The 15,223-nt window shown below is 37.4% G+C and carries 16 protein-coding genes; 10 read left to right on the top strand and 6 right to left on the bottom strand.

Annotation, left to right across the window (positions count from 1 at the left end; all coding sequences use genetic code 11):
• Positions 1–73 precede the first annotated feature (73 nt).
• Together J678_RS10310 and J678_RS10305 are read left to right on the top strand one after the other, a co-directional pair.
• Positions 74–931, top strand: coding sequence for a 3'(2'),5'-bisphosphate nucleotidase CysQ family protein (locus tag J678_RS10310; protein WP_017392840.1), 858 nt, complete (start codon positions 74–76; stop codon positions 929–931).
• Between the two features lie 57 nt (positions 932–988).
• Positions 989–1,723 (top strand): histidine phosphatase family protein, encoded by a 735-nt coding sequence (locus J678_RS10305; RefSeq protein WP_004709064.1) that lies wholly within the window; start codon positions 989–991, stop codon positions 1,721–1,723.
• A 56-nt stretch (positions 1,724–1,779) separates the two neighbouring features.
• Here the strand turns inward: J678_RS10305 and rpsT are convergent, their stop codons facing one another.
• Positions 1,780–2,046 (bottom strand): 30S ribosomal protein S20, encoded by a 267-nt coding sequence (gene rpsT, locus J678_RS10300; protein WP_000013652.1) that lies wholly within the window; start codon positions 2,044–2,046, stop codon positions 1,780–1,782.
• 212 nt (positions 2,047–2,258) lie between these two features.
• Between rpsT and J678_RS10295 the strand changes: the two genes are divergently transcribed.
• From J678_RS10295 to J678_RS10260, 8 genes are all read left to right on the top strand, one after another.
• A complete protein-coding gene (locus J678_RS10295; RefSeq protein ID WP_016805589.1) occupies positions 2,259–2,924 on the top strand; it encodes an NAD(P)H-binding protein in 666 nt (221 codons plus the stop codon).
• 11 nt (positions 2,925–2,935) lie between these two features.
• Positions 2,936–3,442: a ribonuclease E activity regulator RraA gene (gene rraA, locus J678_RS10290; RefSeq protein ID WP_000108826.1), complete on the top strand. Its 507-nt coding sequence runs from the start codon at positions 2,936–2,938 to the stop codon at positions 3,440–3,442.
• A 24-nt stretch (positions 3,443–3,466) separates the two neighbouring features.
• On the top strand, positions 3,467–4,246 hold the full coding sequence (locus J678_RS10285) for a glutathione S-transferase N-terminal domain-containing protein (RefSeq protein ID WP_017392839.1): 780 nt from the start codon (positions 3,467–3,469) through the stop codon (positions 4,244–4,246).
• 145 nt (positions 4,247–4,391) lie between these two features.
• Positions 4,392–5,324 carry a Dyp-type peroxidase gene (locus J678_RS10280; protein WP_025465737.1) on the top strand — a complete coding sequence of 311 codons (933 nt, stop codon included), beginning with the start codon at positions 4,392–4,394 and terminating at the stop codon, positions 5,322–5,324.
• Between the two features lie 82 nt (positions 5,325–5,406).
• Positions 5,407–5,763, top strand: a complete 357-nt coding sequence (locus J678_RS10275) for a hypothetical protein (RefSeq protein ID WP_004709057.1) — start codon at positions 5,407–5,409, stop codon at positions 5,761–5,763.
• Between the two features lie 134 nt (positions 5,764–5,897).
• Entirely contained in the window at positions 5,898–9,359 is a 3,462-nt protein-coding gene (gene mfd / locus J678_RS10270) for a transcription-repair coupling factor (protein WP_017392838.1), read from the top strand.
• A 201-nt stretch (positions 9,360–9,560) separates the two neighbouring features.
• Positions 9,561–9,995 carry an HIT domain-containing protein gene (locus J678_RS10265; RefSeq protein ID WP_000492048.1) on the top strand — a complete coding sequence of 145 codons (435 nt, stop codon included), beginning with the start codon at positions 9,561–9,563 and terminating at the stop codon, positions 9,993–9,995.
• A gap of 52 nt (positions 9,996–10,047) precedes the next feature.
• Positions 10,048–11,517, top strand: a complete 1,470-nt coding sequence (locus J678_RS10260; protein ID WP_025466097.1) for an adenylate/guanylate cyclase domain-containing protein — start codon at positions 10,048–10,050, stop codon at positions 11,515–11,517.
• A 50-nt stretch (positions 11,518–11,567) separates the two neighbouring features.
• Here J678_RS10260 and fdx read toward each other — a convergent pair whose 3' ends face one another.
• The 5 genes from fdx to iscU form a co-directional block, all read right to left on the bottom strand.
• On the bottom strand, positions 11,568–11,906 hold the full coding sequence (fdx, locus tag J678_RS10255) for an ISC system 2Fe-2S type ferredoxin (RefSeq protein ID WP_002049779.1): 339 nt from the start codon (positions 11,904–11,906) through the stop codon (positions 11,568–11,570).
• Between the two features lie 18 nt (positions 11,907–11,924).
• Complete coding sequence (hscA, locus tag J678_RS10250; RefSeq protein ID WP_017392836.1) at positions 11,925–13,784, bottom strand: Fe-S protein assembly chaperone HscA; 1,860 nt, start codon at positions 13,782–13,784, stop codon at positions 11,925–11,927.
• Between the two features lie 38 nt (positions 13,785–13,822).
• On the bottom strand, positions 13,823–14,341 hold the full coding sequence (gene hscB / locus J678_RS10245; RefSeq protein WP_004709049.1) for a Fe-S protein assembly co-chaperone HscB: 519 nt from the start codon (positions 14,339–14,341) through the stop codon (positions 13,823–13,825).
• Positions 14,342–14,426: 85 nt separating this feature from the next.
• Positions 14,427–14,747 (bottom strand): iron-sulfur cluster assembly protein IscA, encoded by a 321-nt coding sequence (gene iscA / locus J678_RS10240; RefSeq protein WP_002050042.1) that lies wholly within the window; start codon positions 14,745–14,747, stop codon positions 14,427–14,429.
• Positions 14,748–14,777: 30 nt separating this feature from the next.
• Complete coding sequence (iscU, locus tag J678_RS10235) at positions 14,778–15,164, bottom strand: Fe-S cluster assembly scaffold IscU (RefSeq protein WP_002049835.1); 387 nt, start codon at positions 15,162–15,164, stop codon at positions 14,778–14,780.
• Positions 15,165–15,223 lie beyond the last annotated feature (59 nt).

The raw sequence follows: 15,223 nt of genomic DNA, 5'->3' as shown, positions 1-15,223 counted from the left end.
CTTAGACTGTTGGTGAATATTGAATTTGTCACAATTCACTTATAATGAAAAGGAAAGTAAATAGAGCTTATTTATGTTTATAACAACAACTCGCCCCAATGATGTCTTAATTGAACAGCTACTACCAATATTGGAAGAGGCTAGTCAGATCTTATTACAAGAATATCAGAACTATTCAGCTGGATATGAGTTTAATATTCAAGAAAAACATGATGATTCACCTGTGACCCAAGCAGATTTAAAAGTAAATCAATTTTTATTAAAACATCTTGCAGAAATCACACCGGAGTTACCAGTTTTATCCGAAGAAAGCGACTATAGCGCTCGCCACGATTGGTCTTCTTGTTGGATGCTAGATCCTCTTGATGGTACGAAAGAGTTTATACATGAACGAGATGAGTTCACGATAAATTTGAGTTTGATTGAGGGGCGTGAAACTGTATTTTCTGTAATTGTTGTACCGTGTGAACAAGTTGTTTATTTAGGTTATTTAAACCATTTGCCTTTTAAATATAACTTTAGCCAACAACAATGGTACCAATATCAAAAAGAATCTTATTCGACACAAGCGCCTGTACAGATTGGCTTAAGTCATAGTAGTAAAAACCCGAAGTATCAGAAGTTTATTGAGCCAATTGAAAAGAGCCGTACCGTAATTCGACGTGAGGCGGGAAGTGCTTATAAATTTTGCATGATGTTAGAAGGCGAGATTGATATTTACCCTAGATTTCATCCTACATCTGAATGGGATACTAGCTCAGGTCAGGGATTATTAGAAAGTATAGGTGGAGGTTTGCTCACACTAAAAGGTAAACCTTTTGAATATAACCAACGTGATACTGTATTAAACGGGGGCTTTATCGCATTTCGTGATCAAGAAAGCAAAAAAATAGCATTTGAAGCTTTGGTTCAATCGGGTGTTTTGGATTGAGAGTTATTGCAGACATGCTATAGTGGCAAAATATTGAGAAAAGATGACACGATAAAAATGGCACTCGATTTATTGCCTAAAAGCATGTTTGAAGCAATTGATTTATTGCCTGATGCTTCAACTCCTGTAACCCTTTTTACACGTCACTCCTTAAGAGAGCTGGTAGATGGGCAAGGCTTGGCAGGATATGACCTTCAACTTACACCTCAAGGACGTGAGCTTGCACAGGAATGGGGTAGCTATTTAATCAAAAATACGGATCGTGTAATTCAACACTGTATTTCTAGTCCAATTCAACGTTGTGTAGATACTGCTGCACTTATGATTGAAGGTGCAGATGGGGTAAGTCCTGAGCCGAATACACATACAATTGAAATTGTTGAACAAGGCTTACTGGTAGAACCGGGGAGCTTTGTACTCGATATTCAACAGGCTGCACCATATTTTCGTAAACAAGGTGCTTTAGGCTTTATTAATAGTTTTGTGAACAATGCATTACCAGGTATGAAACATCCCATTACCGGGGTTTTAGATGTGTTGGAACTTATTTATCAGACTCATCCTAAAACAAAAAGTGGGCTGAGTTTAGCTGTTAGTCATGACACAATTATTGCTGCCATAGTTGCTGTAATTTCAGGCAACAATCAAATACAAAAAGCAGATTGGCCAGAAATGATGGAAGGCCTGTTTGTGTGGTTTGAAGGGGATGAATTTCCAAATTGTAAATTGAAATGGATTTGGCGAGGCGAAGCTTACGAGTTAGATGTCTCTAAATTTCATAAAGTAGAGTAATTATAAAATTATAGGTAATAAAAAAAGCCCTGTTGGGCTTTTTTTACATGCTTCAATTAGTTAGCTAAAGCTTTAACTTGAGCATTTAAACGGCTCTTATGACGAGCAGCTTTATTTTTGTGGATGATGCCTTTATCAGCCATGCGGTCGATTACAGGAACAGCTTTTTTGTAAGCTTCTGTAGCAACAGCATAATCACCACCAGCGATTGCACTTAAAGTACGTTTGATGTAAGTACGAACCATAGAACGCAAGCTTGCGTTGTGTTTACGCGCTTTAACGTTTTGGCGCGCACGTTTTTTAGCTTGAGCAGAGTTTGCCACTCTTGCACTCCTTGAAAATAAGTTGGTCTGGGCGGGCTGTGGTCAATCCAGTAAACTGGTGTAACCATCACCAGCCCGTAAACAAGTGCCATATTGTGATGAATCAATACCGTGAAGTCAAGCCTTGAGAGCATTTTAAGCCGTTTTAGGGGCTGCTAAAACCGTAAGAAAAGGTTAAATTTGATACAAACTTAAAGAAGGTTGGATAAAAAATGACTATAAGCACGAAAAAAGCAATTGTAATAGGTGCTACAGGACTCGTTGGATTAGCTCTAGTTGAAGAGCTTGAACAAACACCGGAATTTGAAGCAATTACCGTTGTTGTTAGAAAAGAATCACAACTACTTAATACATATAAAAAAGTTACTCAGCTCGTTATAGACGATTTTTTATTGCTCAACGATGAAGACGTAAATGGTCATACTCACGCATTTAGCTGTTTAGGAACAACTTTAAAAATAGCAGGTTCAAAACAAGGCTTCTATGCAGTGGATTATGAGATAAATGCTCATTTTGCAGACTTGATCCAAGATAAACATATCCATTTTTTAATTGTAAGTGCACTGGGGGCAAATGCTAATTCACCAATTTTCTACAATAAGGTTAAAGGACAATTAGAAGACTATATTCAGAGTTTAGGCATCGAAAAATTATCTATTTTCAGGCCATCTCTATTGATTGGTAAGCGTAGCGATGTGCGTTTTATGGAAGATTTAGGACAAAGTCTTTTTAAATTCATTGAAAGTAAATGGAATAAACCATTCAAATATAAACCTGTTACCGCAGAGCAATTGGCTCATACCATGGTTGTAGCGGCGCTAACGCAAATTGAAGCATTTAAACGATATGATAATCTCAGCATACAACAAACTCGATAGGGAGAATAAAAGTGTCAACAGTACCATTTGTGACATGTGATTTATTGGATGATAACCCGGAAAAAGATTTACAAGTGGTCACGCCCTCAATGGACGGTAAGTTCTTTAAAAGTTACGGTGCACGTCAAACTTTTGGTGGACAAGTTGTGACTGTAAAGTGTTTTGAAGATAACTCGCGTGTAAAAGAATTATTGGCTACAGATGGTACAGGGAAGGTATTAGTTGTAGATGGTGGTGCTTCAATGCGCTGCGCACTTATGGGAGATATGATTGCTGAATCAGCAGTTAAAAATAACTGGAATGGTGTGGTTATTTATGGCTGTGTACGTGATGTTGATGCACTTGCAACTTTGGATTTAGGTGTACATGCATTGGCTGCAATTCCGCAAAAAAGTAATCGTAAGGGCATTGGTGAAGTAGATATTCCTTTGTATTTTGGTGGAGTCACAATTCAATCTGGCGATTTTATTTATGCAGATAACAATGGAATTGTGATTGCTAAGGAAAAATTAGTTTAGCTCCACAATATAAAGGAACGTGTAATGGTGAATCATCAAATTAAAGTGCTGCAAGCAGTAGCATCTGCAATTGCTCAAGGTGGTAGAGGAGTTACAGGTACAGCATTTCCTAATCAGCCTTTTAACGCTCTAAAACTTTATGAGTTTGAAGGTTCACCATTTTGTCGGCGTGTTCGTGAAGTGATTACACTTTTAAACTTGGATGTGGAAATTTACCCATGTCCCAAAGGAGGAACAAGATATCGTTCAGTTGTAAAAGAAATAGGCGGTAAATTGCAGTTTCCATTTTTAATTGATGAAAATACAGGCGATAAACTATATGAATCACAAGATATTATTCATCATTTATTTAAACATTATGGTAAGACAGGGCAAACGCCTCAGAAATTTTCAAATTATCCTGAAAAACCATATGTTGCATTTGCTGGAACCTTATTAAATGGTGCTCGTGGAGTCTGGATTGATAAAAAAATAGTAAATCGGACCGCACCTGAACATAAACTTGAATTATGGAGTTTTGAAGCAAGCCCATATTCAAGAGTAGTAAGAAATGTACTTTGCGAACTTGAAATTCCTTATATTTTGCATAATGTGGCTAAAGAAAGGTGGCAAGATATGGGGCCTGCTATTCTTCGCTTAAAACCGGGAAAATATGTGCCCTTAAAGGGTGGTAAACGAGAAAAATCGTTGCAGATTATGCAAGGAAAAATGCAGGTGCCTTATTTAGTTGATCCAAATACAGGCGTTAAAATGTTTGAATCTGCCCAAATTGTAAAATACTTAAAACAACAATATGGTGGCTAAATATAACTTAGAAAAATTACAAGAGATTGGGATCGTTCAATCTCTTTTTTAATAGCTAAGAACCATAAGAAATCGTACGATAAAAACATGAATATGCTAAATTACTACCGTAAATTACCAAAATAAGGCCTGTTTTATGGAATGTATGAGAATTCAGCCTGTAACGAGTCATCCTGGAGAAAATGCATTATTTATTGTATTAGGATTAGCTCAAGGTGATTCTGTTGTAGAAAAAGTAAAAGATTTTGCAGCTAATTTTTCAGCGTTAACTAGAAGTTTGTCTAATCGTTATCCAGAAAGTAAATTTAATGCCACATTCGGTTTTAGCTCAAATGCGTGGGATATCTTATTTCCAGAACAATCAAAGCCTCAAGAATTAGAAACATTTCAAGAAATCAAAGGTCCAAAGTACACAGCCGTTTCAACACCAGGTGATTTATTCTTTCATATTCGTGCTGATCGACAAGCTCTCTGCTATGAATTGGGAAGTATTATCAATGAACAGTTGGGTAAAGTGACTTATCCAATTGATGAAGTACATGGTTTTCGTTATTTCGATGGTCGTGCAATTATTGGCTTTGTAGATGGAACAGAAAATCCTGAACCTGTAATTGCAGCGCAGTGGGCTCTAGTGGGCAGCGAAGATCCCGAATTCATTGGGGGAAGTTATGCATTTATTCAAAAATATACCCATGATATGGAAAAATGGCGTGCTTTAAGTGATGAAGAACAAGAAAAAGTAATTGGTCGTAAGAAGTTTAATGATATTGAACTCGGTGATGATGAAAAGCCTTTAACAGCTCATAATGTGGTAAGTAAAGCGCATGATGCGGAAGGTAATGAGCTAAAAATTATGCGTGCCAATATGCCTTTTTCTAACCCTTCAAAAAATGAATATGGGACTTTCTTTATTGGATACTCGCGTAAATTTAGTACAACCCGTCAAATGCTTGAAAATATGTTCTTAGGAAATGAGCAAGGTCATCTTGACCGCTTACTTGACTTTAGTACTGCCCAAACAGGTACTTTATTTTTTGTACCGACAGTAGATTTTCTAGATGACTTGGGTGACGAGTAGGCATTAAAAAAATAAACTTAGATGGTAGAGGTGAGTAGATTACCTCTACTATATAAATTGAAAATTAATAAGATGTGATGAAATGTTCAAAAAGTTAAGCCAGCTTTTTCAAGGCTCGAAAGAGTCACCAGAGCAATTATATTTACAGGAGAATCAGCTCAGTTTTGATTCAGAGCGTGGTCCGGTTATTAAAGATGTCGTGATTAATGAAAAGTGGTCAGAGCACCTTGAATATTTTTCAAATCGTAAATTACAGAACTTTGATGATTTACGTAAGTTATTCCAAATCACACCACAAATTAATGAAAAAATTGATTTAGAAATTGCAAATCAACGCTATGTCGAAAGGTTAGGTAATACTCAAGAAAAGTTGCTTGAACTTAAAGCAATCATACAAATATTGAACCAATATTATGTGATGTTTCTACGTGATAAATAAGTTCAAACATTTGTTTAAGAACTATAAAAAAGTATCTTAAAGTAGTAGCTTGATTTCAGAAAAATAACTCAATTCAATAAAAACATCATGCTACTATTAACCTCATACCTTTTTAGCTCATAAAAGCCATATACATGTTTCAACAAGAAATCTCTCAATTGAATTTGCAACAGCTCAAGGCCGGTGAAAAGCGTTGGGTGGGGTCATTATTAGGTTCATCAGCAGCTTTATTGCTTAAAGAAATTGCGAATCAGCATTCTTCTTTATTAGTTTTAGTCGCTCGAAATAACCAACATGTTGCTCAATTAGAAAGTGAACTTGAGTTTTATGGAATAAAGCCGACAATTTTTCCCGATTGGGAAATTTTGCCTTATGATCGGTTATCTCCGCATCAAGATATTGTCTCGGAACGTCTTGCGATTTTATCGAATATGCCGCAGCAAGGCGTATTACTCATTTCAGCAAGTACTTTGGCTCAACGGGTTGCGCCTTACTCATGGGTTTTGGGTAAGCACTTTGATATAAGAGTGGGGCAAAAATTTGATTTAGAACAGCAAAAACTAAGATTGGTTCAGGCTGGCTACCATTTAGTAGATACAGTTTATGATCATGGAGAATTTGCGGTACGTGGTAGTATTATGGATATTTTTGCATCTGGGCAAGAAGCTCCTATCCGCATAGACCTATTTGATGACGAAATTGATTCGTTAAAATTCTTTGACCCTGAAACCCAGAGAACAACCACAACGTTAAAAAGTTTTACTGTTCTACCCGCTAAAGAGTTTCCATTAAAAGAAGCACGGTCAGTTTTTAGAGATCGTTATTCTGAGTTTTTCCCGACAGCAAATCCTAAGAAAAATCCAATTTATCAAGATGTTTTAGATGGCATAGCATCTCCTGGAATTGAATTTTATTTACCGTTATTTTTTAATAAAGAACAGATGCAATCGCAAAGTATGTTTACAACGTACTTGCCAAAGAATTGCATTGTAATTACAACTAATGATGTTGATACCGATTTAACTAACTTCTGGAAAGAAGTTATGCGTCGTTATGAAGATCGACGTCATAATATTGATCAACCTATTCTTGCTCCTGAAGAGTTATTTATTTCTCCAAATAATTTGCTGAGTGCTTTAAATCAGTTTCCGCGCATGCTTGTAAGTGCAGAAACTATTGAAGAAAAAGCTGGTGCACTTAATCTTAAAACTGAACAACCACCCAAGTTGCCAGTCGATCCGAAAAAAGAAAAACCATTTAGTGCCGTAAAAAAATATATTGATGAAGCAAATCATCCGGTTCTATTGGTTGCAGAAAGTGCAGGACGCCGAGAAAGTTTAAAAGATGCATTGCGTTCAAGTTTGGGTGAAATTCCGAATGTAGAGAATTTTGAGCAATTCAAAACCAGTCAATTTGCAATTGCGATTACCAATGCACCTTTAGACCGTGGTTTACTTATAACTGATCAATTAACAGTTATTTCAGAAAATCAGCTTTATGAACACCGAGTTGTACAGCGTCGTCGTAAGCGTCAACAGGAAGTTTCTGAAGAGTTTCTAATTCGAAGCTTAACTGAGCTAAGTATTGGTGCTCCTGTCGTACATATTGATCATGGTGTGGGACGTTATGCTGGCTTAATTACACTTGCTATCGAAGGTCAAGACTATGAGTTCTTGCAACTAGATTATGCTGAAGATGCCAAAGTTTATGTCCCAGTAACGAACTTACATCTGATTAGCCGTTATAGTGGTGGTGACCCAGATTTAGCACCTTTACATAAAATTGGTACTGATGCTTGGAGTAAAGCAAAGCGTAAAGCATTAGAGCAAATTCATGATGTTGCAGCCGAGCTTTTGCATATTCAGGCACGTCGTCAGTCAAAACCTGGTTTTGCTTTTGAATTGGATCAATCACTTTATATGCAATTTGCAAGTGGCTTTGCGTATGAAGAAACACTTGATCAGGCCAATGCAATTGAAGCTACGCTGTATGATATGCAGCAAGCAAAACCAATGGATAGATTGGTATGTGGTGATGTAGGTTTTGGTAAAACCGAAGTGGCCATGCGAGCAGCATTTGTTGCAGTACAAAATGGTAAACAAGTTGCAGTTTTAGTTCCTACCACGTTACTTGCCCAACAGCATTATGAGTCTTTTAAAGATCGTTTTGCTGATTGGCCTGTTCGTATTGAAGTGTTATCACGATTTGGTTCGAACAAAACTCATTTAAAAAATATTGAAGACTTGGCGGATGGTAAAGTCGATATTGTGGTAGGCACACACAAGTTATTACAAGAGAATGTTCAGTTTAAAGATCTAGGCTTAATGGTCGTGGATGAGGAACATCGCTTTGGCGTACGTGACAAAGAGCGAATTAAGGCTTTGCGTGCTGATGTTGATATGTTGACCCTTACCGCAACTCCAATTCCTCGTACGCTTAATATGGCTTTTTCGGGAATGCGTGATTTATCGATCATTGCCACTCCACCAGCACGTCGTTTAGCAGTAAAAACGTTTGTTCAAGAACATACAGATGCTTCAATCAAAGAGGCGATTTTGCGTGAGTTATTACGTGGTGGACAAGTTTATTTCTTACATAATGAAGTAGATACCATTGAGCGAGCGGCTGAAAATATTCGTATGCTTGTGCCCGAGGCACGCGTGGCGGTAGCACATGGACAAATGCGCGAACGTGAACTTGAGCAAGTTATGCAGCAGTTCTACCACAAAGAATATAATGTGCTGGTGTGTTCAACCATTATTGAAACGGGTATTGATGTTCCAAATGCCAATACAATTTTAATTGAACGTGCAGATAAGCTTGGTTTAGCACAATTGCACCAGTTGCGTGGACGTGTAGGTCGTTCACATCACCAAGCTTATGCTTACTTATTGGTGCCTTCAATCAAGCACTTGAAAGGTGATGCTGAAAAACGTCTTGATGCAATTCAACGAGCTTCTACATTAGGCGCAGGCTTTATGCTCGCTACGGAAGATTTAGAAATTCGTGGTGCTGGTGAATTGTTGGGTGAGCAACAAAGCGGTTCAATGCAGGCGATCGGATATAGCTTGTATATGGAAATGCTTGAGAAAGCGACTAAAGCAATTCAACAGGGTAAAACACCGAATTTCGATGCACCATTGTCGTTAACTGCAGAAATTAACTTACATATTCCTGCACTTATTCCGGATGATTACTTAGGTGATGTTCATCAACGTTTATTATTCTATAAACGTATTAGTAATACAGATACTCAAGAAAAACTGGATAATATTCGCATGGAGCTTATTGACCGTTTTGGTATTCCACCGCAATCAGTTAAACACTTGTTTAGCGTGCATCAGATCCGCTTAAAAGCGGAGCATTTGGGTATTACAAAAATTGATATTAATACTCAAGGCGGCAACATTGAATTTTCACCAGATACTCCAGTTCAGGCGATTAGTATTATTCAACTCATGCAAAAGAACCCGACCTATTATCGTATGGAAGGTGGACAGCGCTTGAAAGTGATGGTGCAGCTTGAAGACTATGAAAAACGAATTCAATTTATCAATGATTTACTACAAAAATTGATGAGTGAATTACATGCCTGAGTCCAGTTTTTTGAATAAGCCATAACTGATCAGGGCATTTGTCTTGTTGTGATTGGATTTTATGTACTTTTTTATACCTTGAGATATGAATAAGTGCATAAAATCATTGTTATTTGTAAGTAAACGGACTACTAATAATATTCACATCAAAACTGATGTGATAGTATTAGCCATTATTGTTTATTGTCATTTATAAAAGATATGTTTAGTTTGCATCCACAACTTGCTCAAGATACTTTTTTTGTAGGCGATTTCCCGCTTTCAACATGTCGTTTAATGAATGATATGCAATTTCCTTGGTTGATTTTAGTACCACGTGTACCAGGAATCACGGAATTATACGAATTAAGTCAAGCTGACCAAGAACAGTTTTTACGTGAATCAAGCTGGTTATCTAGCCAGTTATCTCGCGTTTTTCGTGCTGACAAAATGAATGTTGCAGCTTTAGGTAATATGGTACCTCAATTACATTTCCACCATGTTGTCCGCTATCAAAATGACGTAGCTTGGCCTAAACCAGTGTGGGGGACACCAGCTGTACCATACACAAGTGATGTTTTAGCTCACATGCGTCAGACCCTTATGCTTGCTTTACGTGGTCAGGGTGATATGCCTTTTGATTGGCGCATGGATTAAATCAATGTCATGCCACATGTGAGTGTGGCTACATTGAAATGTGGAGGATAGGGTGCAATTAGAGAGGTTTATAGATCGGGAACCTAAGCAGTTTGCATATTTTCATCGTTTGATGGGGTATTCAATTCTGTCATTGATTTTAGTGATCTATGCCTTTACCTCACCAAATACTAATTATCAAATCTATATTCCTCCTTTCTTTCTTTTTTTACTTTTTGTTAGTTCTAAATTAGAGCACTGGTTACAGTACCAGTTTGACAAGAAAACCCAAAAAAGTGTTTTCTTTGCGATAGATGCAATTGTGGTGGCGGTTACTCTAGCAGGCGTACATCTCAATCTTGTTCCTACATTTATTGCGCTTTTTGCATTATTTTACTCAGCAATTAATAGTCGCATTTCGTTTGCAGTGATTTGTTTAACGAGTCTGCTTGGTGCAATTATTTTTTATTTAAGTACTTTTTTTCTATTTGGTTTTCATCCATATTTTGAAGCCACAAGCCAAGAATTAACGGTAATTACCTTACTTGGTTTAGTGATGTTCATCACTATTGGAAATTACTACCAACATCGCTGGGTTAAAAAAATTAGTCAGCAGCGTCAGCATTATTACGATCAAATGACGCGTTATATCGCTTTTGCTAATCAGTTAAGCCGCTATGCTCCATTGCAATTATGGCAGTCGATTATGCGTGGAGAGGCTGAAGCAAAAATTGAATATAAACGTAAAAAAATGACCGTATTCTTTTCTGATATTCAAGGTTTTACTGAATTGTCGGAAACCTTAATTCCAGATGACTTGGCCTTCTTGCTTAATGACTATTTAAGTCATATGACTGAAATTGCGAAGCAATATGAGGCGACTGTCGATAAATTTATGGGAGATGCAATCCTCATCTTTTTTGGAGATCCAAATTCACAAGGTGTTGAACAAGATGCCAAATCTTGTGTGGAAATGGCAATTGCTATGCGTCAGCAAATGAAGTTGCTGCGCGAGCGTTGGAAAAAGATGGGGTATTCAGCCTTACATATCCGTATGGGTATTAGTACGGGTTATTGCCACGTTGGGAACTATGGGGCAACACATCGTATGGCTTATACAATTGTAGGTCGTGATGTAAATTTGGCAGCACGTTTACAATATGCTGCTGAAATCGATGAAATACTTATTTCTGATGATACTTATCAACTCATTAAAAGTGATTTTCTATGTGCGCCTAAAACACCAATTTATTTAAAAGGTATTCAAGGTGCAGTAAAAACATGGCAAGTCATGGAAAAATATACAGGGAACAAGTCAGATCATCAGCAATGGTTTGATTATGAATATAAAGGTTTCCATTTAGTCTTGAATTTAGAAGAAGTACAGAACTACGAATACCCTGAGTTGGTTGAAGTGCTTGAAAAGATGATTCAACGTATTAAAGTTCAACAAACTTTAATTAATACTCAAGGTGTTGCTCAGCTTAGACTCGAAGATGAGGTTAAGCCAATAAATATTGATCAAGAGCAAGATTCGGTATAAATCATATAAATAAAAAAAGCTGCTTAAGCAGCTTTTTTTACCATTAAATCTTAATGATTTTCTGAAGCATGGTTAATTGTATATTTCGGAATCTCGATTTCAAGATCTTCATCTACAATTTTAACCTGACATGAAAGACGAGAGTCAGGTTCTAATCCCCAAGCACGGTCTAAAAGATCGGCTTCAACATCGTTCATTTCTTCTAAGCTATCAAAACCTTTGCGAACAATCACGTGGCAAGTTGTACATGCACAAGACATATCACACGCGTGCTCAATTTTGATACCTTTATTGAGCAGACTTTGACAAAGATTGGCATTTTGTTCAACCTCAAATTCTGCGCCTTCAGGGCAAATCTGAGCATGAGGAAGTACTTTAATACGTGGCATATTGATCACCTATACCTTTTAGTTTGATTTTGACCAATCGTCGAGCTTCGTGCCCTTTAAGGCATGGTCAATATGTCGATTCATTCGTAATGCTGCAAAAGCGTCACTATGTACTTTAAGCTGTTGAACAGCTTGCTCAATCGCTTGGATATCACTACCTTCAAGTTGAGCTTTTAATGATTCTTTTGCAGAATTGAGTTCTGCGAGCTGCGTTTCATCAAGTAAATCTGCATCTACTTTTAATGCTTGCTCTAGAGCTTCAAGTTCACGTTCTGCTTCAACTTTAGTTTCCTTTAAATGACGAAGATTTTTGTCTTCTTCAGCATGTTGGAAACCTTCAATTAATAAGCGTTCTGTATCTGCTTCAGATAAACCATAAGATGGTTTGATATCGATATGAGCTTGTACACCAGAAGTTGCTTCACGAGCAGAAACGGTGAGTAAGCCATCGGCATCAACTTGGAAAGTGACTTCAATACGGGCTTGACCTGCAGTCATTGGTGGAATGCCATGGAGTACAAATCTACCTAATGAGCGGCAATGTTCAACTAAATCACGTTCACCTTGAACCACATGAATTAACATGGCAGTTTGGCCATCTTGGTAGGTCGTGAACTCTTGACGACGTGCAACAGGAATAGCTGTATTGCGCGAGATCAGACGTTCAACCAGGCCACCCATTGTCTCTAAACCAAGAGAAAGAGGAGTTACGTCTAGAAGAAGTGAGCCATCTTGACTATTACCAATTAACTGGTTGGCTGTAATAGAAGCACCGATTGCTACAACTTCATCTGGGTTAATTGTGCAAAGAGGTTCTTGATCAAAAACTTCACGTACAGCTTTTTGAACTGCATAAGAGCGGGTAGAGCCACCCACTAAAACTACATTTTGAATGTCAGTCAAATCAAGCTTTGCATCACGCAATACACGCTTACAAACACTGATGGTTTTATCTAAAGCAACTTGAATAATACTTTCAAATGTAGGTCGGTCTAGTGTAAGAGTTCTATCAAGCAGTTTTAATTCAACTGAATCTTGAGTAGATAATTGCTCTTTAGCTTGACGTGCTGCAACTATAAATACTGCATAGTCTTCATTACTTAATACATCAATATTAAGCTGCTTTTTTGCCCATTTCACAATGAGGCGGTCTAAGTCATCACCACCTAAAGCGGTATGGCCGCCGGTCGCTAAAACTTCAAATACGCCTTGTGAAAAACGTAAGATTGATACATCAAAAGTACCACCGCCCAAATCGTAAATTACATAATTACGGTCGGTCTCTAAATTACTTTCTTGATCTAATCCATAAGCTACTGCAGCAGCTGTAGGTTCATTTAATAAACGTAATACGTTTAAGCCTGCAAGTTGAGCTGCATCGCGAGTTGCTTGACGCTGAGCTTCGTCAAAATAAGCAGGAACTGTAATCACAGCACCATTAACGGGATTTTGTAAGCTGTCTTCAGCACGATCTTTTAATTGTTTTAAAATTTCGGCTGAAATTTCTACTGGTGTTTTGCGCCCGGCACGTGTTTCAAAAGCAGGCATTTCATTTTCAGAGCCTACTAATTCATAAGGATGCTGAAATTTAATGTCTGCTTTTGAGCGTCCCATAAATCTTTTAACAGATACAATCGTATTTTTGGGATCTGCAATGATAAATGGTTTAGCTTCTTCACCATAATGAGTTGTATTGTCCCCATAATGAACGATAGAAGGAAGTAATCTTCTATTTTGAACATCATTGAGTACTTTAGGTTTGCCTGATAACACTGTCGCAACTAATGAGTGTGTTGTTCCTAGGTCAATACCAATCGCAATGCGATGTTGGTGTGGGGCACTGGATTGACCCGGTTCAGCAATTTGCAAAAGTGCCATGAGTTAAATCCCTTGAAAATAAAGTAGAGAAAGCAAAATTAAAAATCATCGTCTAAATCAAAGCTGTCTTCTTCATCTAACAGTTGATCTTCTGCTTTATCAATATCGTTTAAAACACGTTGAAAGAAACGCAACTTACGTACGGTATCGCGTGCTTCAGCCCAATCTTCTTCGTTGTAATCAATTTTGAATTCACGAACCAAGCCATCAATCCATTGTTGTACTTCCAATCTTAACGTACGTAAATGTTCAGGTGATGTCGCTTCATCAAGTTGTTCACGAAGTTCTAATGCAGATTGTAGAAATTCAAAATCACTAATAGATTGGTCAAGATGATGATCTTGCTTTTTAAGAGCTAAAAGATAGGCAGCGCGGCTATCAACTTGTGAAAGCGTTTTAAAAGCTTGATTGATTTCACTTGATTTGATCAATGCTTGATCTTTATCTGCGGCTTTATCTGGATGATATTGTTGTTGCAAACTCAAGAAATTTGATTTTAAGCTTGCCAAATCGATATCGAGTGCCACAGGTAAATTGAACAACTCAAAATGATTCATTAGAAATGGGGTCCACGTTAATTAAATACATTAAAACAGTGCTGTTGAAAGACACTGTTTTAATGAGAAAAAGGAAAGGAGAGGATTAAACAGTGAAAGACTCACCACAACCACATTCACCCTTTTTATTAGGATTGTTAAATTCGAACCCTTCGTTAAGGCCATTTTTAACATAGTCCATTTCTAAGCCTTCTAAGTAAACTAAGCTTTTAGGATCTACAAAAACCTTAACACCGAATTGTTCGAAAACTTGATCATGTTCATCGATATCGTCTACAAATTCGAGAACATAAGCCAACCCAGAACAACCAGAAGTTTTCACACCAACGCGAATGCCTTCACCCTTACCTCGGTTTTTAAGGTAATTGCTAATATGAGTCGCAGCATTTTCAGTTAAATGAATCATGAAAACTCCAACGTTTATAATGGTAACAAATTAAGCTTTTGACTTTTTACTACGATAATCTTCAATCGCAGCTTTAATCGCGTCTTCAGCTAAAACAGAGCAGTGAACTTTTACTGGCGGAAGAGCTAACTCAGTCGCAATATCAATATTTTTGATTGCTTGAGCTTCATCAAGTGTTTTACCTTTTAACCATTCAGTTACAAGTGAACTTGATGCAATTGCAGAACCACAACCGTAAGTTTTAAAGCGTGCTTCTTCGATTACGCCACTGTCATTTACTTGAATCTGTAAACGCATAACGTCGCCACATGCAGGTGCACCCACCATGCCCGTACCAACATTTTCAGAGTTTTTATCTAAAACACCAACATTACGTGGATTTTCGTAATGATCAATTACCTTTTCGCTATAAGCCATTTTGCTTCTCCAAACCTCGGGGTCAGCCTAATATTAATATGAGGGTTAAAACACTAATT

The organism is Acinetobacter sp. 1424608, assembly GCF_000588255.1.
GTDB lineage: Bacteria > Pseudomonadota > Gammaproteobacteria > Pseudomonadales > Moraxellaceae > Acinetobacter > Acinetobacter nosocomialis.
This window is presented reverse-complemented; position numbering and strand designations above follow the sequence as displayed.

What these genes read in the sequence shown, in the direction of transcription:
- J678_RS10310 (WP_017392840.1), top strand. Translation starts at nt 74, where the DNA reads ATGTTTATAACAACAACTCGCCCCAATGATGTCTTAATTGAACAGCTA.
- J678_RS10305 (WP_004709064.1), top strand. Translation starts at nt 989, where the DNA reads ATGGCACTCGATTTATTGCCTAAAAGCATGTTTGAAGCAATTGATTTA.
- J678_RS10295 (WP_016805589.1), top strand. Translation starts at nt 2,259, where the DNA reads ATGACTATAAGCACGAAAAAAGCAATTGTAATAGGTGCTACAGGACTC.
- J678_RS10285 (WP_017392839.1), top strand. Translation starts at nt 3,467, where the DNA reads ATGGTGAATCATCAAATTAAAGTGCTGCAAGCAGTAGCATCTGCAATT.
- J678_RS10280 (WP_025465737.1), top strand. Translation starts at nt 4,392, where the DNA reads ATGAGAATTCAGCCTGTAACGAGTCATCCTGGAGAAAATGCATTATTT.
- J678_RS10275 (WP_004709057.1), top strand. Translation starts at nt 5,407, where the DNA reads ATGTTCAAAAAGTTAAGCCAGCTTTTTCAAGGCTCGAAAGAGTCACCA.
- mfd (WP_017392838.1), top strand. Translation starts at nt 5,898, where the DNA reads ATGTTTCAACAAGAAATCTCTCAATTGAATTTGCAACAGCTCAAGGCC.
- J678_RS10265 (WP_000492048.1), top strand. Translation starts at nt 9,561, where the DNA reads ATGTTTAGTTTGCATCCACAACTTGCTCAAGATACTTTTTTTGTAGGC.
- fdx (WP_002049779.1), bottom strand. Translation starts at nt 11,906, where the DNA reads ATGCCACGTATTAAAGTACTTCCTCATGCTCAGATTTGCCCTGAAGGC.
- hscA (WP_017392836.1), bottom strand. Translation starts at nt 13,784, where the DNA reads ATGGCACTTTTGCAAATTGCTGAACCGGGTCAATCCAGTGCCCCACAC.
- hscB (WP_004709049.1), bottom strand. Translation starts at nt 14,341, where the DNA reads ATGAATCATTTTGAGTTGTTCAATTTACCTGTGGCACTCGATATCGAT.
- iscA (WP_002050042.1), bottom strand. Translation starts at nt 14,747, where the DNA reads ATGATTCATTTAACTGAAAATGCTGCGACTCATATTAGCAATTACCTT.
- iscU (WP_002049835.1), bottom strand. Translation starts at nt 15,164, where the DNA reads ATGGCTTATAGCGAAAAGGTAATTGATCATTACGAAAATCCACGTAAT.